This window comes from Variimorphobacter sp. HTMS_6, from assembly GCF_059717775.1.
In genome coordinates this window covers 3410753-3436931 of sequence record NZ_AP046094.1, presented here as the reverse complement: position 1 = coordinate 3436931, position 26179 = coordinate 3410753, and the positions used below count along the sequence as shown (strand labels likewise).

At 37.3% G+C, this 26179-nt stretch carries 21 protein-coding genes and 1 riboswitch; of the genes, 15 read left to right on the top strand and 6 right to left on the bottom strand.

Annotation, left to right across the window (positions count from 1 at the left end; genetic code table 11):
* Nucleotides 1-8 precede the first annotated feature (8 nt).
* From AC6IWN_RS15530 to AC6IWN_RS15520, 3 genes are all read left to right on the top strand, one after another.
* Nucleotides 9-995, top strand: a complete 987-nt coding sequence (locus AC6IWN_RS15530) for a homocitrate synthase/isopropylmalate synthase family protein (protein ID WP_497988515.1) — start codon at nt 9-11, stop codon at nt 993-995.
* On the top strand, nt 970-1776 hold the full coding sequence (locus AC6IWN_RS15525) for a hydroxymethylglutaryl-CoA lyase-like TIM-barrel protein (RefSeq protein ID WP_497988513.1): 807 nt from the start codon (nt 970-972) through the stop codon (nt 1774-1776). The genes AC6IWN_RS15530 and AC6IWN_RS15525 overlap by 26 nt, the downstream gene beginning before the upstream one ends.
* 65 nt (nt 1777-1841) lie before the next feature.
* Nucleotides 1842-2522, top strand: coding sequence for a DUF3298 and DUF4163 domain-containing protein (locus tag AC6IWN_RS15520; RefSeq protein ID WP_497988511.1), 681 nt, complete (start codon nt 1842-1844; stop codon nt 2520-2522).
* Between the two features lie 119 nt (nt 2523-2641).
* Here the strand turns inward: AC6IWN_RS15520 and AC6IWN_RS15515 are convergent, their stop codons facing one another.
* Together AC6IWN_RS15515 and AC6IWN_RS15510 are read right to left on the bottom strand one after the other, a co-directional pair.
* A complete protein-coding gene (locus tag AC6IWN_RS15515; RefSeq protein ID WP_497988510.1) occupies nt 2642-2788 on the bottom strand; it encodes a hypothetical protein in 147 nt (48 codons plus the stop codon).
* Between the two features lie 97 nt (nt 2789-2885).
* Complete coding sequence (locus AC6IWN_RS15510) at nt 2886-4010, bottom strand: peptidyl-prolyl cis-trans isomerase (RefSeq protein ID WP_497988508.1); 1125 nt, start codon at nt 4008-4010, stop codon at nt 2886-2888.
* 419 nt (nt 4011-4429) lie between these two features.
* Here AC6IWN_RS15510 and AC6IWN_RS15505 point away from each other — a divergent pair, with 419 nt between their 5' ends.
* The 7 genes from AC6IWN_RS15505 to AC6IWN_RS15475 all read left to right on the top strand — a co-directional run bounded on the left by AC6IWN_RS15505 (nt 4430) and on the right by AC6IWN_RS15475 (nt 15321).
* Nucleotides 4430-5392, top strand: coding sequence for an AAA family ATPase (locus AC6IWN_RS15505; protein WP_497988506.1), 963 nt, complete (start codon nt 4430-4432; stop codon nt 5390-5392).
* A 77-nt stretch (nt 5393-5469) separates the two neighbouring features.
* Nucleotides 5470-6621, top strand: a complete 1152-nt coding sequence (locus AC6IWN_RS15500; protein WP_497988504.1) for a DUF58 domain-containing protein — start codon at nt 5470-5472, stop codon at nt 6619-6621.
* A gap of 13 nt (nt 6622-6634) precedes the next feature.
* The gene (locus tag AC6IWN_RS15495) at nt 6635-9199 is read left to right on the top strand and encodes a transglutaminase domain-containing protein (RefSeq protein ID WP_497988502.1); all 2565 of its coding nucleotides are present in this window, start codon (nt 6635-6637) and stop codon (nt 9197-9199) included.
* 165 nt (nt 9200-9364) lie between these two features.
* Complete coding sequence (locus tag AC6IWN_RS15490; RefSeq protein ID WP_497988500.1) at nt 9365-9988, top strand: cytidylate kinase-like family protein; 624 nt, start codon at nt 9365-9367, stop codon at nt 9986-9988.
* Nucleotides 9989-9995: 7 nt separating this feature from the next.
* Nucleotides 9996-11204 carry an AI-2E family transporter gene (locus AC6IWN_RS15485; RefSeq protein WP_497988498.1) on the top strand — a complete coding sequence of 403 codons (1209 nt, stop codon included), beginning with the start codon at nt 9996-9998 and terminating at the stop codon, nt 11202-11204.
* Nucleotides 11205-11503: 299 nt separating this feature from the next.
* A complete protein-coding gene (gene gltX, locus AC6IWN_RS15480) occupies nt 11504-12982 on the top strand; it encodes a glutamate--tRNA ligase (protein WP_497988496.1) in 1479 nt (492 codons plus the stop codon).
* 506 nt (nt 12983-13488) lie between these two features.
* Nucleotides 13489-15321 carry an ATP-dependent helicase gene (locus tag AC6IWN_RS15475; RefSeq protein ID WP_497988494.1) on the top strand — a complete coding sequence of 611 codons (1833 nt, stop codon included), beginning with the start codon at nt 13489-13491 and terminating at the stop codon, nt 15319-15321.
* Between the two features lie 107 nt (nt 15322-15428).
* Here AC6IWN_RS15475 and AC6IWN_RS15470 read toward each other — a convergent pair whose 3' ends face one another.
* Nucleotides 15429-15770 (bottom strand): DUF1292 domain-containing protein, encoded by a 342-nt coding sequence (locus AC6IWN_RS15470; protein ID WP_497988492.1) that lies wholly within the window; start codon nt 15768-15770, stop codon nt 15429-15431.
* Nucleotides 15771-16209: 439 nt separating this feature from the next.
* On the opposite strand from AC6IWN_RS15470, the gene AC6IWN_RS15465 reads away from it, so the two are divergent.
* A complete protein-coding gene (locus AC6IWN_RS15465) occupies nt 16210-18615 on the top strand; it encodes an ATP-dependent DNA helicase (RefSeq protein ID WP_497988490.1) in 2406 nt (801 codons plus the stop codon).
* Nucleotides 18616-18653: 38 nt separating this feature from the next.
* Here AC6IWN_RS15465 and AC6IWN_RS15460 read toward each other — a convergent pair whose 3' ends face one another.
* Both AC6IWN_RS15460 and AC6IWN_RS15455 read right to left on the bottom strand, forming a co-directional pair.
* Complete coding sequence (locus tag AC6IWN_RS15460) at nt 18654-19535, bottom strand: VanZ family protein (RefSeq protein WP_497988488.1); 882 nt, start codon at nt 19533-19535, stop codon at nt 18654-18656.
* A 19-nt stretch (nt 19536-19554) separates the two neighbouring features.
* The gene (locus AC6IWN_RS15455; RefSeq protein WP_497988486.1) at nt 19555-20481 is read right to left on the bottom strand and encodes a diacylglycerol/lipid kinase family protein; all 927 of its coding nucleotides are present in this window, start codon (nt 20479-20481) and stop codon (nt 19555-19557) included.
* A gap of 242 nt (nt 20482-20723) precedes the next feature.
* On the opposite strand from AC6IWN_RS15455, the gene AC6IWN_RS15450 reads away from it, so the two are divergent.
* The 4 genes from AC6IWN_RS15450 (at nt 20724) to AC6IWN_RS15435 (ending at nt 22970) form a co-directional block, all read left to right on the top strand.
* On the top strand, nt 20724-21005 hold the full coding sequence (locus tag AC6IWN_RS15450) for a spore coat associated protein CotJA (protein WP_497988484.1): 282 nt from the start codon (nt 20724-20726) through the stop codon (nt 21003-21005).
* A complete protein-coding gene (locus tag AC6IWN_RS15445) occupies nt 21002-21262 on the top strand; it encodes a spore coat protein CotJB (RefSeq protein WP_497988482.1) in 261 nt (86 codons plus the stop codon). Before AC6IWN_RS15450 ends, AC6IWN_RS15445 begins: the two co-directional genes overlap by 4 nt.
* Before the next feature lie 3 nt (nt 21263-21265).
* A complete protein-coding gene (locus AC6IWN_RS15440) occupies nt 21266-21874 on the top strand; it encodes a manganese catalase family protein (protein WP_497988480.1) in 609 nt (202 codons plus the stop codon).
* Between the two features lie 354 nt (nt 21875-22228).
* Nucleotides 22229-22325: riboswitch (THF riboswitch) on the top strand.
* A gap of 78 nt (nt 22326-22403) precedes the next feature.
* Entirely contained in the window at nt 22404-22970 is a 567-nt protein-coding gene (locus tag AC6IWN_RS15435; RefSeq protein WP_497988478.1) for a folate family ECF transporter S component, read from the top strand.
* 146 nt (nt 22971-23116) lie between these two features.
* Here the strand turns inward: AC6IWN_RS15435 and AC6IWN_RS15430 are convergent, their stop codons facing one another.
* Nucleotides 23117-26164: a leucine-rich repeat domain-containing protein gene (locus AC6IWN_RS15430; RefSeq protein ID WP_497988477.1), complete on the bottom strand. Its 3048-nt coding sequence runs from the start codon at nt 26162-26164 to the stop codon at nt 23117-23119.
* Nucleotides 26165-26179 lie beyond the last annotated feature (15 nt).

The window sequence follows — 26179 nt, the reverse complement described above, 5'->3', positions numbered from 1 at the left end:
GTGGTAGTTTGATAAAGCTTATTGACAATACATTGACAAGTCTGGATCGGGAATTGCCATCGAAAGAAGATCTGCATATCTTTTGCCAACTATTATTTTCCTTGGGAGTAGATGCAATTGAACTATCCAAAAAAGCATACGAAAGAATGGAGTATCTGCCGCAGAACCAAAAGTTCATACTGAATATTGATTTACTGGAAGAGAAGGAGTACTATCCCGGATTTTATCGATATGTAAGTCGACAGCCGTCAACTGAGGATTGTTTTATATGTGAGCTACAGATGAATGATGTAAGAGAAATCGTAAAGTTAAAAACAATAAAGAGCTGCAAGGAGATTCGTATTGTAGGTTTAGATGATCTTATGTGTTGTGATTCATACGAAAAAATTCTGCAGGAGATAATAGATTTTTTACCAAGGAGCTCCGTTATTCTGTGTCCGGAAAACACCTACGGCTGTGCCAGTGCATTAGCATTGCAATGGGCTACTGAGTTTGGAAGTAATATTACCACTAGTTTTGCAGGGAGCAAGAACAATGCAGCCACCGAAGAGGTTTTGGTAGCACTGCGACTCGCGGTGAGATATAAGATTAGTCGTGATTTATCTATGCTTCCGGAACTAAAGAAGCTTTATGAGAAGTTCATAAATAAACCGATTGGGAATAAAAAACCGGTCATAGGTTCAGGAATATTTAAGGTAGAGGCGGGAATTCATGCGGATGGTATTAATAAAAACCCTGCTACTTATGAAGCGTTCGAACCAAGAATTGTAGGTTGTAAAACGGAACTGGTAATCGGAAAACACTCCGGAACGAAGGCAGTAAAGCTTAAGCTGGAGGAATTAAATCTTCCTGTACCGAGTGATCATATCATAGAAAAGATACTGGATTTGGTAAAAGAGGATTGCACGATCAGGCGCTGTAGCTTAAGCGATACGGAATTCGTAGGTATTGTAAGGGAGGTAATCAGGAATGAAAGAAAGCAAATACATCGTTGATACCACCTTAAGAGATGGGGAGCAAAGCCCCGGAATTGCTCTTGGGATTGAGGATAAAGTTAAGATAGCAAAACTTTTAGATGAACTGGGGGTCTATGAGATTGAGGCCGGAATACCAGTGCTTAGTGAAATCGAGGAAGAGGGAATTACAAGGATAATTAGGAATACGCAACGAGCAAAAATTTCTGTATGGAGTCGTATGAATCTAGAGGATGTGAAGGGATCCATACGTTGTAAACCGGATATTATCCATATCGGTATGCCGGTATCCTATATACAGATTTATAGTAAATTAAGGAAGAATAAAAGTTGGGTACTCAAAAACATTCTGGAATGTGTAGAGGTAGCCATGAGTGATAATGTTGAAGTGACGGTAGGATTTGAGGATGCCTCCAGATCAGATATTGGTTTTATGTTAAGTATCATCAAAGAGCTAAAGAATGCAGGAGTTACAACAATTCGTATTGCAGATACGGTCGGGGTGCTTACGCCTGGACGGACCAAAGAGCTCATTGATACCATTAAGCAAAATTCTGAGATTCGTCTGGAGATGCACGTTCATAATGACTTAGGTATGGCAGTGGCAAATTCTATCGTGGGTGCCAGAGCGGGAGCTGAATTAATTGACTGTACCTTATTTGGAATCGGGGAACGTGCCGGTAACTGTAATTTCTATGATTTTGTCCACGCCTGTGAATCCGTGTTTCTATTTAACATGAATAACAAACAAATACGAAGGGTAGAGAATGAAGTATATCCGGAATTGTCCGGTGCAATGTAGAAAGAATATCCTTGGACAACTCGGCATATGATGTGATAAGAAAAGTATGTTAGGAGTTCTGATAATTGGATAGTTATCAAGTACTTGTCAGAGAAAAACAGATACAACAGGACATGAATTATAAAAATCACATTATATTAGAATATACCATTAAATATCCCTCCTTTATATCGGGGACTTACTATAATATGATGAGTAAGCTGAATGCCCTGTACAGAACACAAGCATTAATGTATCAGAAAAACAACGTAATGAACCTATATCAGATGGCAATGGCTGATTATGAGTATTCTATGAATCATGATTACCCGTTACGCAAGTTCGAAGCCTATGTTAATTATGAAGTTACCTATAATCAAGATTGTGTATTGAGCTTGTATATTGATCAGTACGAATATTCTGGAGGAGCTCACGGCCTTACGGTACGTAGCTCTGATACTTGGGATTTGCGTAGGAGCAGAAGAATGGATCTGTCAGACTTTTATCCGGAGGATAGTAATTATAAAGAGATGATTATAGCAGATATCATCGGACAGATTGAAGAGCAGATTGCATCGGGAAATGGAATGTATTTTGAAAATTATAAGCAACTGGTTCAGGATACATTTAAGCCGGGAAACTTTTACCTGACACCGGAGGGAGTGGCAATCTATTTTCAACAATATGATATTGCACCCTATGCATCAGGGATACCGGTTTTCATTATTCCTTACAGTTCACAAGGGCCGGTTCAACCTGCCTGTTGACCAAGTCATATTAAAAAACAAACAATCGACGATCGGAAGATGGTGTAATCCGTACATGCTGGAGTACATCTCTCTTAGTCGATTGTTTGCTTTTAAAGGATCTTTTCACTCTGATACACTTATTCGCCGCCTGGGCCGCTACGGGATGGTCGGTTATCAGGGAACTGAGCAACAGAATCTTTTGCGGAGCTTCCTGAGTTAGTATTTTTAGCAGAGGAAGAATTCTTGTTACTATTTTTCATACGATTGTCCTTGTTCTTTGCCATAATAAACTCCTTTCAAAATTTAGTCACGTTTATTATGGCAAGTATAGGAAAGTTTATTCATAAAATCGATAAAATTATAAAATTTATTAGGTACTAGTTATTGTTGAACATTTTGAGTGCTAGGTACAACGGTCAGTTCACCCATTTTTAAACGATTGATGGCTTTGTTGTTAAGCTTATTCGGATGATTTGCTTTAATTCCTTCATAGATTTTATCAAAAGCCAGGTTTTCTGCGGTGGTAATCGCAGTATTAACTTCGCTATCGTAACGTTCAGAGGAATTATGATTAACCATACGCACAATGTAATAACCATTGGTACCTTTTGTGACTTTACTTACTTCACCGTTTTTCATTTTCATAAGTTCTGCTTTAAATTCATCAGAGAAGGAGGAGCTGTCTTCGTCTGCTTTTGTGAATTTGGATTCCTTGTAGATGATTGAAGTTACTTCAGTCGGTACAACCTTTGTCCAATCCTTAGCGGTTTTAGCCTTATCATAATAAGAAGTGATCTTTTCCAGAGCTTCTTGTTTTTGCTTATCACTGAATTGAGTGGTTTTTCCTTTTGCATCAGTTGTTTCAGTAGCAGCATATAAATATTCTATATCGTATTGTCTGAATTTATCATAGAATATTTTGGATTTTATACCTTCTTTATCAATCTTTGCTTCTTTTAATTTGTCTTCACGGAAGCGAGATACCAGGGTTGTTTCTTCAACCATCTTTGTTAAGTAGGATCTTGTAAAATGATTCTTCTTAATAACGTCCTTAGGTAACTGTTTTGATAAAAGGTTGTCCACGGTTGATTTAACAGTTTTCTTCTCTTTGTCGGTTAATTTATAATCCTTATCCACTGCTTCATTGTATAGAATGGTTGCTCTTAAGGCTTCCGCAATTGCGTCCTTTCTTGCTTCCTGTCTTAAAGTGGTGCCGTCTTCTTTAATGGGTGAATCCCAGTAGTTACCGCCAAACATAGAGTTGTAAGAATCGTATTTGGATTCTACTAAGTATAAATAATAGGAGAGATCCTTTTCATTGTACTTCTTACCATCTACAGTCATTAAAGTAGGCGAATAGAGTTGATCAAATAAAAGAGCTCCGATCAGTATTACAACGAATACCAAGGATGTTACGATCCAAGGTTTTGATATACTAGTGATGGGCTTTTCGCTCATCTTTACTTCCTTCTCTTTTTTAGGTGTTATTTTTTTCGAATTATTCACTTTTGCTACCTCCATAATATTCTCATTTCTAATTTTATCAATTTTATGGTATAAGTCAATACAAAGGTCTTTTATTCACAAAATATACTTAAAAATAATGATGATTATGCCTAAAGATTCCTTCAAAATGCATTTTTCGTCACTGCTAGTTGAATATTGGTAAAATTTTACTGATATTGATTATGAGATATAATAACGGTTATATTTTAAATATCTAGATAGAATGTGGAAAGTAATAATTATTTAATGAAAAAACGGTTGTCGTTAAAAAGTTTACAGGTATTTCACAGCTTGGAGATAAAATACGTATAGTGTTTTTCATTAGTAAAATTATTCAAGAAGTGAGAAAATACATATATTGGTTTTCTCTGTTTTTCGTGATATAATGTAAAAAAATGCTATCAAGAGGAGAAAGTGCCGTGCAATATTATAATAAAGCAGTAGAAATTATTGATGAAGTAAGTAAGGTTGTAGTCGGAAAAAGATTGGTAATCAGCAAAGTACTATGTGCGATGATAGCTAAGGGTCATATATTATTAGAGGACAACCCTGGTGTTGGAAAAACAACAATGGCACTTGCCTTTTCGAAAGCGATGGAACTGGATTATCGAAGGTTGCAGTTCACGCCGGACGTTCTCCCGACAGACGTGGTGGGCTTTCATTTGCTGAACAGGGATGGGGAAGGCTTTCAATATAAACCCGGAGCAATTATGTGTAATCTCTTTTTGGCAGATGAGATAAACAGAACCTCCTCCAAAACACAATCCGCGTTATTAGAGGTTATGGAAGAGGGTAAGGTTACCGTAGACGGGCATACCAGAGAGGTGCCTAGACCTTTTACCGTTATTGCAACCCAGAACCCGATTGGTTCCATCGGAACACAGATGCTTCCGGAATCACAGCTGGATCGTTTCATGGTAAGGCTAAGTATGGGTTATCCTGATTTAAAAAGTGAGATTGGACTTCTTAAGGAACGCCAAAGTATAAATCCATTAGATTATGTAACACGAATTATTGAAAAAGAGGACATCCAGGCGATTCAAAGTATCGTAGAGGAGGTCTATCTTCATGATTCTATCTATGAATATATTACATTATTGGTACAACAGACAAGAGAAAACCCACTTATAGACTTAGGAGTAAGTCCTAGAGGATCTTTGGCTGTTATGAATATGGTGAAAGCGACGGCTTTCTTAAATATGAGAGATTATGTTTTGCCCTCCGATGTTCAGTTTATATTCAAGGATGTCGCAGCGCATAGAATTATTCTAAAGCCTAAGGCAAGGGTAAACAATGTAACCGTTTATGATATTTTAGATGACATTCTTCGCTCCGTGAAGGCACCTAGAATTGTTACAAAGGAAGCATATGCTAATATTTAGAAAGGTACCGGTGTATCATGCTCAAAAATAAATTAAAGTACCTGCTGCTTTTAATTCTCGTGGGGGGAATTGCCGTTTTGTATAACATTTATTATACAGGCATTATATTCCTTACTCTATGCATACTTCCAATCGTGTTATTAGCTATTCTATTCTACTGTAAAATAAAAATCACTGTAGAATTGTCCGGTGTGGTACACACGGTCAATAAGGGAGATAAGATACCGGTTTCCATACATTTGAATAATACAACAGTGTTCCCTGTATCCTCGGTAAAGATTTTTCTAACCTATAAAAATGAATATTCCGATAAAAAGTTTAAGAAGAACTTCTTGGTGCCCATTGATTCCAGTGCAAATACATCCGTAATATGCACCTTGTATTCCGAATGTGCAGGTAATCTTACCGTATCACTAGAGTCAATACGTATCTACGATTATTTTAAGATATTTTCCTTAAAGAAAAAATGTAATAAAGAGATTAAAATAGCAGTACTGCCTAATTATTATGAGCTTTCGGAATTTAATGCAAACAAGAATGCATTGATTGTGGAAAGTGATAGCTATCATCCTACAAAAAAAGGCGATGACCCGTCAGAGGTTTTTGAGATTCGCGAATATAGAGAGGGTGACCGTCCTCAGCGAATTCATTGGAAACTGAGTAGGAAGGTTGATCAATTGATGATCAAGGAGTTTAGCTATCCGTTGAATAGCTCAATTCTGTTATTCGTAAATCTATGTATTCCTAAGGGAGAATATAAGCTATATTATATGGATGCCATATTAGAGTGCGCTTTATCACTGTCCTATACCTTGGTTATGAAACAACAGGTTCATTATATCTGTTGGACGGATGAGAAGAGTGGCATCTGTACGAGAAACAGGATTACTCAGGAAGAGGATTTGTTTGAGGCAGTAAACGGTTTATTACACGCCAATCCTCATCAGAATATGTTTGACATGTTTGCTTCCTATCTATCGCAATATCCTCACGAACAATATGCGGACACCTATCTCATAACGGGTGTAGTATCCGATTCGTGGACACCTTCTATTGGTGCATTGAAAACGCAATCTAGAAAATTGATTTATATCCGGGGTAAGGAAGAGAAAATTACTGACCCTGTGAAGCAGGAGGCGCTTCATCAGTTTGAAGAAATTGGGGTGGAGACCTGGCCCATAGATATTGGAAGCATTAAACAGAATATGGAATACTTATCATTAGGTTAAAGTGGGGTGAAACATGAATAAGTTATTACAGGACGGACTTAAAATCAATAAAACAGTGTATTTATCTGATGACAGAAAGAAGGATCATCAGTATATTCCAATGATAATTCAATTCATTTTTATCCTTAGTGCAGCGCTATGTTTTGCATATGGCCTTAAGGAAGGATTGGGACTTTCTTATAATATGCCTGAAGTTATCACCGCTATTATTCTATGCACCCTAGTTATGTATACTCTTTGCCTAATACCGGCATTTCATATATTGAAATTGTTTTTCGGAATCTATTTTTACGGTTTTATATTATATAGTGTACTACCCTCGCTTATGAATGCATTCTTTATAATGGAAAATTTAATAATGGACAAGATATCTACTTATTATGGATATAACCTGATGCATTTTCTTGCAGATTATAACTTGGAAGAAAAAGATACTACGATATTGATGATCGTAATTATGATTCCGGTGATAGCTCTATTATCCGTGGCGATTGCAAAAAGCCGATTTTTGGTTTTATCCGGATTGGTATTTTGCCTTCCTATGGTAACGATATTTTTGTTTGGTATGATTCCTTCTGAGAATTTATTATTTGCATATATTGTGGTGCTTCTTTATATGATCAAATCCGGCTTTTCCTTACACCGAGTAATCTCTAAAGAGCAGCGCAATCTAATACATAGGATAAACAGCAGAGCAGCATTCTGGATTAGTTTATTTGCCCTTTTAATTCTTATTGTTCTGAAGGGTTTTATTAATAATGAAAATTATAATAAAGTTACAACTATTAAAACAGCCAAGTCAGATTTGCAGACAGCAATGACGAACTTTTCTTATGCCGATTTTGTTACTTCGCTTCAAGATTTTAGCTTGTTTGGGGGCGGCAAAACGGTAGGAGGCCTTGGCGGTGGTAAGTTAGGAAAGACCGGCAAGGTGGAGTTTACTGGAGAGGAACAGTTAGAGGTGACGATGCCCAATGATGCGATGGCCAGTACTGTATCCAGTATTTATCTGAAAGGGTATGTGGGAAGTGTATACGCTGGCAATAAGTGGGCGCAGAACTCGGCTGAGGATAAAAAGAGATACCGGGAAATTCAGGCACTGATGCCGAAAAAGAAGTTCCAGCCTTTGAATCAAACGAATCAATGGCTCCAAATGATATTCGGGTTACAAGGAGCTAAGCAGGGTGAGAATTATAATGTTGAAGACAGTACTTATAACATTATGCAAGGTAATATGAAGGTGGTATATAAAGGTGCCAATAAAAATTATATTTATGCACCCTACTTTACGAATTTTAATAAAGTAAGTCAAACCTATGAAGAAACAGATGCATATACTGGTCCTTTGGTTTTGCGTGATCATTATACTTTTAATTATTTTTTTAATTTTTATATGGATAATCAAGGATATGATTTCTTTGCGAGTAAGGTAGGAGATTTTCCTGATTATACAAAGTACGAAAAGGTTTATCGGAATTATGTTAATAGCGTATACACGAAGTTACCGAATAAAGGGGTAGATCGTCTGGTACAGGAGTTTTCAAAACCTGAATTAAAGTCTGATAGTATGACGATTTCACAGAAAGTCAATTATGTGAAGGATTATCTGAATAAATATACAAGGTACAGTCTCACTCCGGGAGTTCTTCCTAAGGGGAAGGATTATGTGGAGTATTTCGTGTATGAGAATAAGAAGGGCTACTGTGCCCACTATGCATCTGCAGCTACTCTGATGCTTCGTTCCATGGGGGTACCCGCCAGATATGTGGAAGGTTATGTGGTGAAGCAGGATAAGGCTGATTATGTTAAGCCAAATCAATCGGTGACAATATACGGTACGAATTATAAAGAAAAGTGGAATGAGATGTCTACCCGGGTTAAGGTAACGGACAGGGAAGCCCATGCATGGGTGGAGGTTTACGTGGATGGCTGCGGCTGGTTTCCTGTAGAATTTACGCCATCCTCGAATTATACTGATATCGGTACCTTGGATCGTCTCTCCGCATTGAAAGATCATACTGTTAAGCAGGAGGATACAACACCTACACCAACACCTGCGTCAGTTACACCAAAGCCTACAACACCAAATACATTTAAGCCGAACAACCCGATGAATAACCAGAACAAACCTCATTCGGATAAGGGTGGTATAAAGATAGATCCAAAGATCATGGTTATGATACTAGGCTTTGTATTGATATGTGGAGCGGTAAGCGCGTGGTTTATATTAAAAACAAGTAGACGTAATCGACTATTGAATACGAATAACCGTAATAAAAAAGCACTCTATCTATTGTCAGAGTCCGAAATGATTTTATCTTTCCATCAATTGCTTGTCGGTCAGAAAAAGTCTCTGGAGGACAGTGAGGAATATTTGAAAGGGCAAGCGGAATATATTAATCCAATAGAATTTAGCACGTGTATGGATATTGCCCGAAAAGCTCGTTTTGGACCGGTCGATATCAGTGTAGAGGAATTACAGAAACTTGAGCACTTTCATAAGAGCTTATCCCACAAGATATATACCAGTTTGCCGTTTTATAAAAAGCTTTACTGGAAATTTATACTTTTAATGTAATTATAATCTTAAAATACTTCTACCACATTCAGGATTATGTTATACTGAATATAAGGAAAAGAAGATTTATTATTTTGGAAACGATGTAAACAGACGTTTGATAGAGAGAAGATAATACCTTCTCAATTATCAATACATCTAATTTCATGAGAGGGGGCCATATATATGACTCAGATTGTAACGATTAGCAGACAATTTGGTAGCGGTGGCAGAGAAATCGGTGCAAAGCTTGCACAAAAATTAGCAGTTCCCTTTTACGATAATGAGATAATATCCAGAGCATCAAAAGAGACAGGTTTTTCAGAGAAATCCTTTGAAAATGCGGAAAAAAGGGCCACGAACAGTTTATTATATTCCATCGCCATGGGGATGAACGTATTTGGAAATCAAGAGATGGGATATACCCAGTTATCTTTAGATGACCAGCTTTACATTGCGCAGTCTAATGTGATACGTAAAGTTGCGCAGGAAGGATCCTGTGTTATAGTGGGTCGCTGTGCTGATTATATCTTGAGAGATCATCCTGATGTAGTAAATGTTTATATATGGGCAGGTATGGAGTTTCGCAAAAACAGAGCAGTGGAACAATATGGTCTAAAGAAAAATAAGATTGAGGATGAGATCATAAAGAGCGATAAGAGAAGAGCAAACTATTATAATTATCACACTGATGAAAAGTGGGGTAAGGCAGAAAACTACCATTTATCCATTCGCAGTGATTATGTGGGAATAGATAATGTAGTAGATAGCATTCTACGGTTCTTGGAATATAAGAAAGGGGAAAAATAACGGACGAATGAAATGGAGAGATAGAATTAATAAGAAATACATGCAAATTTCATTGTATGTTATTATCACGGTACTGGTTATATATTCCTTGAGTTTAGTATTAAAAAACTTTAGTGATGTAATCGATTATGTAGGGATAAAGTTAAGCTGGGTCATAGATGTACTGAAGCCGATTATATTAGGTTTTGTGTTCGCCTATTTAATGGATCCGTTGGTTAACTTCTTCGAAGATAAATACCGAAAGCTAAAGAATGTAAAACCATTTCGTAGAATACGTTCTACCAGAACACTGGCAGCTATTACAGCTGTATTAATCTTTGTGATCGCAATTGTTGGTTTGATATCACTACTAGCATATACCGTTACAAACCAGCTAAAGGTAGCCAATTTTGAGGATCTTATTAAGTTTACTCAGGATTCTATGAAGAATGTTAATAATCTATATAATACAATAACAGCAAAGCTGAGTGATCTAAATATTCAATCCCAGGAGCTGGATAATTATATTCAGAATGCCTCTAGTATTGCATTAAAGACGATACAATCCTTTGCGAATGGTGTATTGGATTCTATAACCAATATCTCCGGTTACATGACTACATTTATATTCAGTTTTATCATTGGTATTTACTTTATGATTGATGGTAGAATGTTTGCTAATTTCTTTGTTAAGATTTGCAGAGCTTTATTAAATGACAAGGCTAACAAAAGATTATTTAATGTAGCACGTGATCTGGATGAGGTGTTTTCCGGTTATATCCGAGGACAGATGACAGATGCATTCGTAATGATGCTTCTGATTAGTATATCCTTATACATTGTTGGAGTAGATTATGCGATTCTCATTGGCGTATTTGCAGGCATTGGTAACTTGATTCCTTACTTTGGACCGATTGTAGCTTATGTAAGTACTACGATAGTGTGTCTGGTGAATGGGGATTTTAGAAAATTGATTGTTGCATTGATTGTACTATTTGTCATTCAAGCACTTGATGGTAATTTCATCGGACCAAAGCTGCTTAGTAATGCGGTAAAAGTTCATCCGCTTATCGTTATGATATCAATCATTATCGGTGGTTCTATCGGTGGATTTTTGGGCATGCTGGTTGCGGTTCCGATTGGTGCATATTGCAAGATGGTATTAGTGCGTTTTATCAATCGACAATTGGAGCACAAGCAGGCTTTGGAGCATAGCAATATAATTACCAAGAAATAAATACAGAACATCTCATTAGGTGATAATAAAGAAATATATGGGGATGTTGCAAATTAATAATTTGTAAGAACAATGTTATATTGATAAGGCAAATAACATTGTTCCTTAATAGAATTATTAATTTTGTGACATCCTTTTTCTATTGTATGCAAAGCGCCTCAAATTGCCTGATTCACTTGAAACTTAGGTTTGATTTTTAAAACAGTTATGGTATAATGGCGACAGACATTACCACGCGAAGAACCATTATAATACGCACAACGAACGGAATGTAACAATATATTAGAGAGGTGTTTAACATGAGCGAAATTAGAACCAGATTTGCGCCGAGCCCGACAGGTAGAATGCATGTCGGAAATTTAAGAACAGCATTGTATGAATATTTGATTGCAAAACATGAGGATGGTACCTTCATCCTTAGAATAGAAGATACAGATCAAGAACGTCTGGTGGAAGGTGCGGTTGATATTATTTATCGTACCATCAAAGGAACCGGATTAATTCATGATGAAGGACCGGATAAGGATGGAGGATATGGTCCGTATGTACAGAGCGAACGTGTTGCAAGCGGAATCTATCTTGATTATGCAAAACAACTCATTGAGAAAGGTTCAGCGTATTATTGCTTCTGTACCAAGGATCGTCTTGCTTCATTAAAAACCGCAGTGGGTGATAGCCAGCCGGGTGAGGACGAAGATGTAAAAGAAATTATTAAGTATGACAAACATTGTTTGCATCTATCCAAAGAAGAGATTGAAGCTAACCTTGCAGCAGGAATCCCTTATGTTATTCGTCAAAATAATCCGACAGAGGGTTCAACTACCTTCCATGATGCTATCTTCGGTGACATCACAGTTGATAATGAAGAGTTAGATGATATGATTCTGATTAAATCGGACGGGTACCCTACCTATAACTTTGCGAATGTAATTGATGATTATATGATGAAGATAACACATGTTGTCAGAGGTAATGAGTATCTATCCTCCACTCCGAAGTATACCCGGTTATATCAGGACTTTGGATGGGAAGAGCCAGAGTATGTGCATCTGCCCTTGATTACGAATGAGGAGCATAAAAAGCTTAGCAAGCGAAGTGGACATTCCTCCTATGAGGATTTGTTGGATCAGGGTTTTGTGTCAGAAGCTATCATCAATTTTGTAGCATTATTAGGCTGGAGTTCTCCAAATAATACAGAAATCATGTCTATGGAAGAACTGATCCGTGAATTTGATTATAAACATGTTAACAAAGCACCGGCAGTATTTGATATGGTTAAGCTTCGTTGGATGAACGGTGAGTATTTAAAGAACATGGATTTTGAGAGATATTATGAGTTGGCACTTCCATATCTAAATCAAGTAATCAAAAAGGATATGGACTTACAAAGAATCGCCGCGCTGGTAAAAACTCGTATAGAGACCCTCGTGGATATCGTTGGAATAATCGACTTCTTTGAAGAACTTCCGGATTATGATATTGCAATGTATACTCATAAGAAGATGAAGACAAATTCAGAAAATTCACTTCAGGTTCTTAAGGATTTACTTCCAAAGTTTGAAGCTCTTGAGGAGTATTCCGAAGCAAACATTGAAGCCTTGATTATGGCATACATCGGGGAACAAGGTATTAAGAACGGTCAGGGCTTATGGCCGATACGTACTGCTGTCAGTGGAAAACAGTCCACACCAGGAGGCGCTTATGAGATTATGAGTATTCTCGGCAAAGAGGAAAGCTTACGCCGTATCCAGGTTGCAATTGAGAAATTAAGCGAATAATTATAGATTAAATATTAACGGGAATGTTACAAAACAAGTAATTTGTAGGAACAATGTTATATTACCATAATGCACTGTTTGTAAGACAATATTTATAATTTTGTATTGTCGAAGGCGTACTTTTCTGTACGACTGCGAAATACAAACTATGTATTTGTCCTTCCAACCTGTGAGTGAGGAAAATAACATTGTTCCTTAAAAGAATTACTTAATTTTCACCATCCCTTTAAAAGTAAGATTGCTAGTATCACAACATCTAATTCTATCTATTCATTTCTAATGTTTTGAATATAAATCATTTTCATTATCCAATGTATTTATTCTATTGGAAAAACCTTATTAATATAAGAGATTAAGTTTGAGAATCCTATAGAATTAAAGCAAACCACTCAGAATGTATACTCCATGTGAAGCACATATATGAGTATGGTTTTTATATGTTTGTGACAGAAATTGATTGGCAAATTGAATCGCTCTAATAGGGTGAAGAAGGAGGTTAAGACTCTATGAATCAGGCACAACAGCAGGCTGTTTGTCATAAGGATGGGCCGATGTTGGTTCTTGCAGGGCCCGGATCGGGGAAAACACTCGTAATCACGGAAAGAACCAGGTATTTAATCGAAAAATGTCATGTCCCACAGGATAAAATCCTAGTTATAACCTTCACAAAGGCTGCTGCGAATGAGATGAAGGAACGCTTTGTTGTTCAATCAAAATCAAGTGGAACCCGGGTGAACTTCGGTACATTTCATGCAGTGTTTTTTACGATACTTAAGCATGCATATCGGTTAAATGCAAGTAATATTGTTCGTGAGGAAGTACGATTTCAATATATGAAGGAAATTATCCATCAATTTGAACTGGAGTATGAGGATGAGAAGGAGTTTATCTCCGACCTATCCTCTGAAATCAGTCTAGTAAAAGGAAACCGGATGAATGTGGAGAATTATTATTCTCTGCATTGTGCGGATGAGGTGTTCCGTGACATATACAAGGAGTATAATCGAAAATTGAAGAAATCAAATCTTATCGATTTTGATGATATGCTTCTGTATTGCTATCAGCTTCTCACCCAGCGTTCCGATATACTTGCACTATGGCAGAAAAAATACCAATATATTTTAATTGATGAATTTCAAGATATTAATATGGTGCAATATGATATAATCCGCATGCTAGCCTTACCGGAGAATAATCTGTTTGTTGTGGGAGATGATGATCAATCCATCTATCGCTTTCGTGGGGCGAAGCCGGAGATTATGCTAAACTTCCCAAAGGATTATCCAACGTGTAAGAAACTGATTTTGGACAAAAATTATCGATCCACCTCCAATATTATAAAATCCGCCAATAATTTAATCGGTAATAATCAGAACCGTTTTGAAAAAGTAATTACTGCGGTAAAGGATGAGGGGAAGAAAGTTACAATACGACAGTTTGAAACCCTGGCCAAGGAAAACCAAAGTATCTGTGAGGAAATTATTGATCATAGTAAGATGGGAGTTGCGCTATCGGACATGGCAATCCTTGTACGGACCAGCCATGGTTCCGGGTCATTGATCCATAAGCTGATGGAATATAATATTCCATTTCAGATGAAGGATAATCTCCCGAACTTATTTGACCACTGGATATCTAGAGATATTATTACTTATATTATGATTGCAATGGGAAGTACGGAGCGCAGCCATTATCTTCAGATTATTAATCGGCCAAAGCGCTATATCACAAGAGATTGTTTTGATAACTCAGTGGTGGATTTTGAAGCCATAAAGGATTACTATGAGGATAAGAACTGGATGCTTGAACGTATTGACCAATTGGAATATGATCTTGCGTTACTGAATGGCATGGCACCCTATGCAGCGGTAAACTATATCAAGAAAGGCATCGGTTATGAGGACTATCTTAAAGAGTATGCGACGCAGAGAAGGATAAAGGCAGATGAGTTACTTGAGATACTGGATGAGCTGCAGGAAAGCGCACGTGAGTTTAAAACGTATGGAGAATGGTTTACCCATATGGAAGAATATAAGGAAGAACTTAAGCGCCAGGCAACAGAAGTGAAGAAGAACAACACGCAGAGCGTCATGATTGCAACAATGCATAGTTCGAAGGGGCTTGAGTATCATACGGTATTTATTGCCGATGCGAATGAAGGAATAACACCACATAAGAAGGCGGTACTTCCGGAGGATATTGAAGAAGAGCGTAGGCTGTTTTATGTGGCGATGACACGTGCAAAAGAAGAATTGTTTATCTATTGTGCAAAGGATCGATTTAATAAGGTTTCCGATCGCTCTAGATTTATTGATGAAATTCTGGAGTCAAAGAAATAAAAAGAGGGATGTGAAATATAATACGCTCAGTGTATGGAGATTAACCCATGTACTGTATGTGTAATATATCAACATCCCTTTACAATAAAAATCTTTGTTAATGATTATTATTTGTTGTCTTCTTCTTCCTCATCATCGAACATCTCATCGTATTCTTCAGAATCAAGAATCTCTTCGAATGCATCAGCAACTGCTTCGAATTCATCATCATCATCGATGTTAAGAAGCTGAGGCTCTCCGTCTTCTTCAACATAACGATATAAGAATACGTTGTCATCCTCTTCTTCGCCTTCTTCTGGCTGAAGTGCAATATACTCCTTGTCATTTACATCAAAAATTCCTAATACGATACAATTGAGCTCTGTACCGTCATCTAATGACAATGTGATAAAATCATGATCATGATCATGTCCGCAATCGCAGCCGGAATCGTGATTGTGTTCGCCCATAATACTACCTCGCTTTTCTAATTTATAGCATGCAAAAAGAGAATATAATCTGCCTGCCAATTCCTAAAATATAATATTGGAATATAAGTAGAATGTATCAGATTGAGGAAAAAAATGCAATATAAAACAAAAATTATTTTATAGTTCATAAATTTCTTTCTGCTTAGAGATAGAAGAATGATTATCCATAACCACTTTTTTGACTCCGACGAAGTTGGCAATATCGAACTTATGTGCTATAATTGGCTGGCACGTATTGATGAGATAGGCGATATGTTGTGTGGAAATAAACATAGTTTTCTGGGGATAATACAGCCGTAATGTTGATAAAAGTATAAAATCCCAGAGGTTTTGTTGATAAATATATGGAACATATATGGAGCAGATATTATGAGGGTGGAAGCATCCTTACTTAGATAAATTTAGGAGGAAGATACTTATGCAGGATTCAAAAAATATTAAAATATCAGTACGTAATCTTGTAGAGTTTATCTTGTGCTCCGGTGATCTTGATAATACCCGCGGTAAAAGTGATGCAGATGCCATGCAGGCTGGTAGTAAAATCCACCGTAAGCTACAAAAACAGATGGGATCGAATTACACAGCAGAGGTTCCGCTTACCATAACAGTACCGGTTAGCAGGGATGGCATTGATTTTGAACTGACAATAGAGGGAAGAGCAGACGGTATTATAGAGAACAGTAGTATTCGGGAGGACTTCTCGGTATTGATCTTTGAGGAAGAGGAAGCGAATCCTCCGGAGGTAGTTATCGATGAGATCAAGGGAGTGTACCGAGAACTGTCCCATATGACCGCCCCAGTGGGTGTGCACAGAGCGCAGGCGATGTGTTATGCGTATATCTATGCTACGAAAGAAGATTTAAGCAGGATAGGAGTTCGCATGACCTATTGTAATCTTGAGACGGAGAATCTACGGTATTTTGAAGAGACATTGACCTATGAGGAGCTTCGTGTCTGGTTTGAACACCTGATATCGGAGTACGCGAAGTGGGCTGCTTGGCAAATCAAGTGGATTCAGAGACGTAACCAAGCAATTAAAGATACTGACTTTCCGTTTCCGTATAGAGATGGTCAGAAGGAACTGGTTACCGGTGTATATAAGACGCTATTAAGGAAGAAGAAGCTCTTTATCGAAGCACCGACCGGTGTCGGTAAGACGATATCCACGGTGTTTCCTTCCGTGAAGGCGATGGGAGAAGGAATTGCGGATAAGATATTTTATCTTACGGCAAAGACGATTACAAGAACGGTCGCAGAGGATACCTTTAAGCTACTTGGCGGAAGCGGTGTTCCCCTTAAGGTGGTCACAATCACTGCAAAGGAGAAGGTGTGCATCCTTGATAAACCGGATTGTAATCCGGGAGCATGTCCTCGTGCAAATGGATATTTTGACCGTGTCAATGATGCGGTATATGATTTGTTAATGCATGAAAATGACATCACCAGAGAGCATATCAGTGCTTATGCAGAAAAACACAGTGTATGTCCCTTTGAGATGGGGCTGGATGTGACATTATGGGCGGATGCCATCGTCTGTGATTATAATTATGTCTTTGATCCGAATGTGTATCTGAGAAGATTTTTTGCAAATGAGAAGCAAAATGACTATATTTTTTTGGTGGATGAAGCTCATAATCTTGTGGATCGTGCCAGAGAGATGTATAGTGCTGTATTATATAAAGATGATTTTTTAAATGTTAAGCGTTTGATTAAAGATAAGAGCATGAAGTTAGTGAAATATTTAGATCATTGTAATAATGATTTGCTTAAATTAAAGAGAGAATGCGATGAATTTGAAGTGATAGAGAATGTGGATGGATTTGTGATTCATCTGATGAGTTTGATGAGTGAATATGATACCTTTCTCCAGGAGGGCTTTATTCCGGAAGGGAAGGATGAGATTCTGCGACTCTATATGGATGTTAGACATTTTCTTAATATGTATGAAATTCATGATGACCGCTACACGATTTATGCCGATTATGAGGATAATGTTTTTCGTATAAAGCTCCAGTGTATGGATCCTTCAAAGAATCTTCAGGAGTGCATGGGCAGAGGACGAAGTGCGGTTCTATTTTCTGCGACCCTGTTGCCGATTAATTATTATATGGAGCAGCTTGGTGGAGACAAGGAAGATTATGCGGTATATGCCCCATCTTCCTTCATGCCGGACAATCGAATCGTTATGATAGGAAATGATGTCAGTACAAAGTATTCCAGAAGAAATGAACGGGAATATCGTAAAATACTTCGCTACATCAAGGATTTTACGGAGGCAAGGACAGGAAACTACATGGTGTTTTTTCCATCCTATCAGATGCTACAGGAAATCGCTACTTTAGCGGAAGGGGAATTGGAAGGGCTTGTAGTTCAGAGTACCACAATGACGGAGGGGGAAAGAGAACTGTTTCTCGAAGAGTTTATAGAGAATCCTAAGACAAGTAGGATTGGATTTTGTGTCATGGGTGGTATATTCAGTGAGGGGATTGATCTAAAGAGTAACCGATTGATCGGCGCGGTGATCGTCGGCACAGGGTTACCAATGGTATGTAATGAGAGAGAGCTGTTTCGAGGATATTTTGATGAGAGAAATGGTGCCGGCTTTGATTATGCCTATCTTTATTCCGGTATGAATAAGGTACTGCAGTCTGGCGGCAGAGTCATTCGAACCAAGGAGGACAGGGGTGCCATCCTCCTGCTGGATGAACGATTTACTCAAAAGCAATATTATAATTTGTTCCCCCGTGAGTGGTTTCCGAATGTCCTTGTGAATGAACATAACATGAAGGAAACACTAAAAGGATTCTGGAATGAGACAGAGTAAGTACACAATGAGTATTATGTGTATTTAAGAATCTCGGTTTAAAAATGCAGCAAATCACCTATGTAACGGAACCCGTATTCTTTTTTTAGAAAATCCTTACCGGTTTTTACACGAAATAGCTGGTTTGTTAACAGGAAGAATAAAATTCCAAAAAACCCTCCAAGCATTCCGTAAATCAAGTCATCTACATCACAACGTCTATTGATGATGAAATATTGTAATATCTCAATAATCAGCGGTAAAGCAGTCAATGCAGCCAGCTTATATAGAAGCGGACGCTTACGAAGTAATAAACCTAGATAAAAACCATAAGGCAAAAAATATAGGATTCTTGGCAGAAGATAAGCAAAGATTGCACCCAATGTGACGGAACCGTCCAGATAGTTATTCTCAATCTGAGTGGTGATTATCTGAAAGGGAATAAAATTAGCATTCGCACTAATGTCACGATACAACCAAGGGAAGGCATTCGTGGCAAAGCTACCGTAAATTAAGATAATCGTATAAAAGAAGATAAATACAATACTGGTATTACGAAAGTATTCATTGTAATCATCCAAACGGATGCCATAATCAAAGGTGTGTCGAATTAGTCCAATGAAAGCGGGTGCAAGCCAGTTAATCACTACGATTCCGATCATAGTGCTTGAAAAGGTAAGAATAGATTGATCATTACCATAGGTCAGCACAATAAAAATCAAACTCATAAAGATATTTAGTAAGGAATAATTAAAGCATGCATTAAACGTGATTGTCCGTTCATGAAGAATGTGGCAGCACAGCAGGGTAATAACACAGGATAACGTCCATATAACAAAGACGGATTCTATGAAATAATAACCTATAAACTGTACAAGGATAGTAAGGATGCTAAGTAAAATTACGAGTGTGGAAGCTTGCATATTTGCTCGTCTTTGCATAGGAAATTCGCCTACTTTCTTATAGTATCATTCGTATTTGTTCTTGAATACATGTTACCTTTATATGTGAGCATACGGCCGGAACTTCTCCATCCGTATGAACAGAGGTTTCTTGATTGGTGAACACCTCAATTTCCTTGCATTGAAAGGATTCCACTCCCTTATGCTTCACATGGCTACCGGAGAAGATGGTGGGTAATAAGATAAATGCTCTTAAGGTGGATAAGCCATGAACCAGGCATACGCTTAATTTGCCATCGCAGGGATCAGCAGCAGGAGCCATCTTTAATCCTCCGCCTTCATATTTATGAATCATGCTGGAGATCAATAACACATTCTTGTATGTGTTTTTTTTATTGCCGTCAACGATTACCGTTGCATCGATGTGCTTTGCGGTAAGCAGCTGTTTGATTGCTATAGCGATATAGATGAACTTCCCCGCTCCAAAGCGATTGAGTCGCTTCTTTAAGGGAGAAGCTTGCACCTCATTACAGACATTGGCATCGTAGCCAATTCCACTGGAACAGGCGAACCTTCTGGTAGGAAATTCGCTTCCGGGGAAGGTCATCTCACCGTGATCTAAATATTTAAACTTAACAGGCTTTAAGATATTATCTAGTGCAATAATCGGATCCCTTGCTATCTTCAAACTTCTAGCAAGATCATTACTTGAGCCGGAGGGAATATATCCAAGCAAAACCTCATTAAAATTATCAATTCCATTCAAAACTTCGTTAATTGTTCCGTCTCCACCCAGTATAATTATATTCTTTATTCCTTCATTCTCCGTGCATAGCTGGTGAACAAGCTGGCTGGCATGTCCGGTATGTTTCGTAAATAATTCCGTGTAAGGAATTTGTTTTTTATCTAATTCATTTTTAACAGTCCACCAATATTTAATACCCCTTCCGGAGCTGGATTTCGGATTGATAATAAAATGATACATTTAGTAGTCTCCTTTAAAAGGTTTAAAATAACCTAATACATTTCAATATTATATGATATTCCTTTTCTTGTCAATGAATATGAGGGAAAGTGTCATAACCTGCGGAGCGTACAAGCACTATAAAATAAAAAATTTCATACTATGTATAGAACGTAAAAGGCATTCATATATTGTTAGGTTGCCAGTTCGTTTTGGTTATAAAAGGGATTTTATAAACAAGGATATTGAAAGGAGACTGAAGAATGGAAAGACGAGTATATCGCAATAATTCCGGCAGTAATTGCGCGAACAGTAGATATAAGCGCATGGAGCCCAGTCGCAGGGATATGTGCAGAGAACAAGTGAAGTATGACGATTGCGAAAGAGAGAGCAGAAAACAGGACTTTGATCTTTTCCCTATAGCAATGTGTTATGTTCCCTGGCAGTGTTTTAGAGATTTGTATGAAAGTGAATATGAAGCGCTTGCCAACGGTACTTTATTCAAAGAACTGGATTTAAAATGGTATGGAAGGGGCTGTAAATGATGGATGGTATAAGTAGAGAAAAGTTATTTGCTTGTATACAAGCTACAAGCTTTGTTTGTGATGAATTAAGACTGTTCTTAGATACCCACCCAACAGACAGAGAAGCGCTGGATTACTGGGATAAAGTATCAACGGTAAGAAATGAAGCAGTTACGGAATATACTAGATGTTTCGGACCAATCGAATCTTATCGTGTAGTAAATGATAATACTTGGGCATGGGTAGAGGATCCGTGGCCTTGGGAAGGATGGTGCTAAGCTATGTGGAGTTATGAGAGACGATTACAACACCCGGTTAATATTAGTGAAACAAATCCGAAACTTGCTCAGGTTATCATGAGTCAATATGGTGGACCTGACGGTGAAATCGGTGCATCATTGCGCTATTTATCCCAACGTTTCGTTATGCCAAACCGTAAAGTTGTAGGTATATTAAACGATATCGGTACAGAAGAATTAGCGCATATGGAGATAGTCGGTGCAATAGTTCATCAGCTTACCAGAAATCTTACCCCGGAACAGATCGTAGAAGGCGGATTCCAGAATTATTATGTAGATCATACGTTAGGAGTATGGCCCATGGCAGCAGGTGGTATACCGTTCTCCTCCACTACTTTCCAGAGTAAGGGCGATCCGATAACGGATTTAGTGGAAGATATGGCAGCAGAGCAGAAGGCAAGAACGACTTACGATAATATTCTTCGCTTAGTTTGTGATCATGACGTATGTGATCCGATTAAATTCTTAAGAGCGAGAGAAATCGTTCATTTCCAAAGATTTGGTGAAGGTTTAAGAATTATCCAGGACGAATTGGATTCCAGGAACTTCTATGCATTCAACCTTGCTTATACACCTGACTTGTTTAAATAGTAATACTAGTAATATTGGGGCTCTATTGCCCCATACATAAAAAAGCCTCAAACGCATATAGGGGAAAGGAGAGGAGGTAGCGTTTGAGGTAGGTATTGTTAAACTTATGAATCTATCATACCTTAATTTATTGGGAGGAGCATTAGACATACTTGTGATTAATTGTTTGTTATTGTTTGTTCTTGATTTATAGCAAGAAGATCGTAGCTGGAAGATATGGAATAATTAAGACATGGAATAATTAAATATTAACTATAATTATATAATTGATTATATTTATTAATAAGATATGAATAAAATTTTTCTTGCAAATATTAGTTCCTATGTTATACTTGGTTTACAAAATTAAAAAGAAGCAGAGTAGGATTGTGCGCGTTAAGTGCTGGTTGAACAGGGAGTTGTCAATCGGACGAAAAGGAAACTTGCGGTGCATGGTTCGCATCCCGCTGCTACAGTTAGATAATCGAATATTATATATTTGGTATTATCTTCTATTGTAGTAAAGGTCTGCAAAGGAGGTAATTTTTTTATGAGCAAAATTAAGGATTTAATTCTGTCTTCCGCTAAGGAATTCAAAAATCCAAGAAGTATCGTTTTAGCAGCTATGTTTGGCGCGATCTCAATGATTCTAAGTAGTATGAGTATTATGATTGGTGAAATCATCAAGATTAATTTTGTGTTTCTGCCAAATGAGTTCGTCAACTATGCGCTTGGTCCTGTCTTTGGTGTGGTATATGGTGCTGCCATGGACGTCCTGAATTACATAGTAAAGCCACAGGGAGCATTCTTTCCCGGATTTACTATTAGTGCGATTTTAACCGGACTTCTCTATGGTTTCATGTTGTATAAGAGATCAATTAGTTTAAAACGTGTTATTATCGCGAATGTAATTCGTTCTGTATTCATTGATGCTTTATTAAATACCTATTGGTTATCCATCTTAGTGGGAAATGCTTTTTCTGCCCTCTTTGTAGCTCGAATTGCAAAGATACTGATTATGCTTCCGGTAGAGACAATAATTCTATTTACGGTAATTAAGGCAGTTGAAAAAACCGGTGTAATGGATATGTTTACACCCAAAAAGTTAAAGATTTAATCAGTGGTTATTGTGAATTAAAAATACTATAGAGTTTGATTTATAAATAGTATATATAAGCAGCATATATAAAAGCAGGTTCTAATCACGATGCAGATATAAGAAAACTTATAACTGTATCGTGAATAGAACCTGCTTTGGTTTTATTAATTTCTAAAAGTTAATTTTATTGTTCCGGTAAAGTTTCCCTTGCCCGTGATTATGATTGTAGCAATTCTGGACTTTTTATCGTCTTTATAAGTTACAGTAAAATCATAATGTTCATAGAGGTGAGCTTTAATGAATTTTACAGTAGGTTTCTGGCCCCCTGGGGTGTATCTTAAGGATTTTGGAAGTTTTGACTTGAAATCTGAAATAGGCCTTTTTGTGATTTCGAATTCCTTTTGCACAGAGCCAGCATATTTGCTGATTCCATAAATAGTAGCAGTTGCGGTACCGGCATTATAATTATTTTCATAAAAGATGCGATAATCACGATCTTTCTTCAATACTTTTGAACCAGCTTTTACAATTACCTTCGGTTCAATCAATTTCAAATTAAAAGGAATTTTAGTTGATGTAAGACGCACTTTTTTGTTTTTAATTATTTTTGCATTCTTGAAAGAATAATTGACAAACCATCCTTTCGCATATTTCTCTGCATAACTTCCAGGACTGCAATATAATCGAAATGACTGGATCACGGTCTCGGGATCATCAGGCTCATCACTCTTATAAAAACCGATTGCAAAATTACCGATATTGGTAACAGTATCAGGAACTGTTAAGTCAGTGAGGCTGGTACAGTGATAGATTGCGTATTCATCAATGGAGGATAAATTCTTTGGTAACTCCATGCTTTTTAAAGAAGTACAAAATGCAAAAGCTGACGCGCCGATCCAAGTAATGGTATTCGGTAATTTGATTTCGACTAAATTTTTCTGATGAGTGAAAGCACCATCACTGATAAAAGTGGTGTTATCTTTTAGCGTTAGGTTCGTATTTTTTGGCATAGTTCCTTTATAAATATAGGCGGTGAACCCGATATAAATCACCCCATCTGGCTGATTGCTCAACCAGGCAGTGTCTGTGAAAGCTTCCCCTTTCACTTGTACATCATTATTTGCTAATTCATATGTAGCCAAATTACTACAACCTAAAAATGCTTTAGCTTCAATGTACTTAACACTATTAGGAAGTGACAGGCTAGTAAAGGAGGTACACATGGAAAAGGCCTCTTGTCCGATGGTGGTTACTGAGTGTGGGATGGCGATACCCGACAATGATGTACAGTCAGAGAAAGCTCGGCTATCTATGGCAGTTACCGAATCAGGTATGGTGATATTCGTCAGAGAAGAACATCCAGCAAACATACCAGTTGGTATTTTGGCTAGTCCATTAGGAATATTGATATCTGTTAATTTACTACAGCCTGAAAATACTTCAACCCCAAAACTATTTACAGTAGAAGGAATTGATAATGTGGTTAAGTTAGAGCAGCTTTGAAATGCGTTATCTAAAATCGATGTCACAGTAGTCGGAACAGTGTAAGTAGGATCAACTTTTTGCGAAGGATAGAATATCAATTCGGTTTTGTCCTTGTTAAATAATACATCATCTACGCTACAAAAACTCATATTCCGGTTATCAACTGTAACATTTGCTAGATGGCTTAGTTTAGAAGAATTTAATGCATTATGTTTGATTTCTGACAAACTTTTAGGAATATGTAGGGTTTGTAAATTCTCCAGTTTTTCACAAGCATTAAAGAAATCATCTGCATTTGCAATTCCATCCGGTAAAGTTAGGCTACGAAGAGAGGGAGTTTTGTCAAAGGCGTTAACAGCGATTGACTGAATGCTGTTTGGTATAACATAGTTCTCATTGGTTTTTCCATTGGGGTATAAAATTAAACTATTCATGGACTTTGTGTAAACTACACCATCGTAGCTGGTATAATTAGGATTATTTCTTGAGATAGTGATGGCGGAAAGTTTTTCTGCATTAAAGAATGCTAATGGACTTATATCCGAAACAGCACTTGGAATATAGATATTTGAAAATCCTGTATTAGCAAATGCGTTATCATTAATTGATTTTACGCTTTCAGGTATATTGATATGGGTTAAGCTATTACATCCGCTGAACGTACTTGGTGCAATCGTTTCTAGTTTTTCGGGTATTTGTATCTGGCTTAGCTCGACACAACCACCAAAGGCAGATGATTCAATCGTTTCTATATTCTTTGGTAGAGCAATTTGTTTTAAACTTATGCAACCCGCAAATGCTGCCTCGCCGATCACAGATACATTGGAAGGTAAGGTAATGTTGGTTAACGAAGAACAACCTGAAAAAGTCTCTTTTGAAATATCTATATTAGCTAGAATTTGAACAGTACTTAGTTTTTTTGCGTCCTGAAAGATACCCCACCCAGTATCCGTAACGTTATTTGGTATGGTAATATGAGTCAGATTGGCAGAGTTACTAAACGCATAAGCAGAGATATAAACTACACTATCGGGTATAGTATAGCTCTCACCTGGTTTGTTAGCAGGATAGCAGTCAAGTATGGTATTGTCCTCCGTATATAAGATGCCATCTAAACTAGTAAACCTTTGGTTGTTTTTCGATACAGTTATACTTTCAAGCTTTCTACAACCTTGAAATATATCCGATCCCATCTGCATTAAATTACTAGGAATATTAATTGATATTAATCCCGCATTATGAAAAGCCCAATCACCAATGGTAGTCAGTTTTTCAGGAAGAGTAATATTTTTTAAATTACTGCATCCTTCAAATGCACTTTGACCAATAGATTTAATGCTTTTCGGGAGAGTGACTTCAGTTAAATTGGTACAGTTAATAAAAGTACATTCATTAATTTTGGTGATACCATTTGGAATGATAACTTTATTTAAAGAGGTATTGGATCCAAAGGAACAAATTTGTTTCACAGGGCGTCCTTTGATTGTGCTTGGTATTTCCACAGTTTCTGCTTTTCCTACGTATTCTCTAAGATAGATTCCATCTTTGTCTTCTACATATTTAAAGTCACCGTATGTTTTTAGTTCATCACCCGAGTCATTATTAGTAATTGTGCTTTTACCTGTAGTCTTTTTGCTTTTTTGGGTAGAGTTCTTGTATATGAAAGAAGTAGCAATGGCTAATATTATAACGACTATGACAGAGGATATTAATATTTTCTTTATCATGGTTATCTCCTAAAG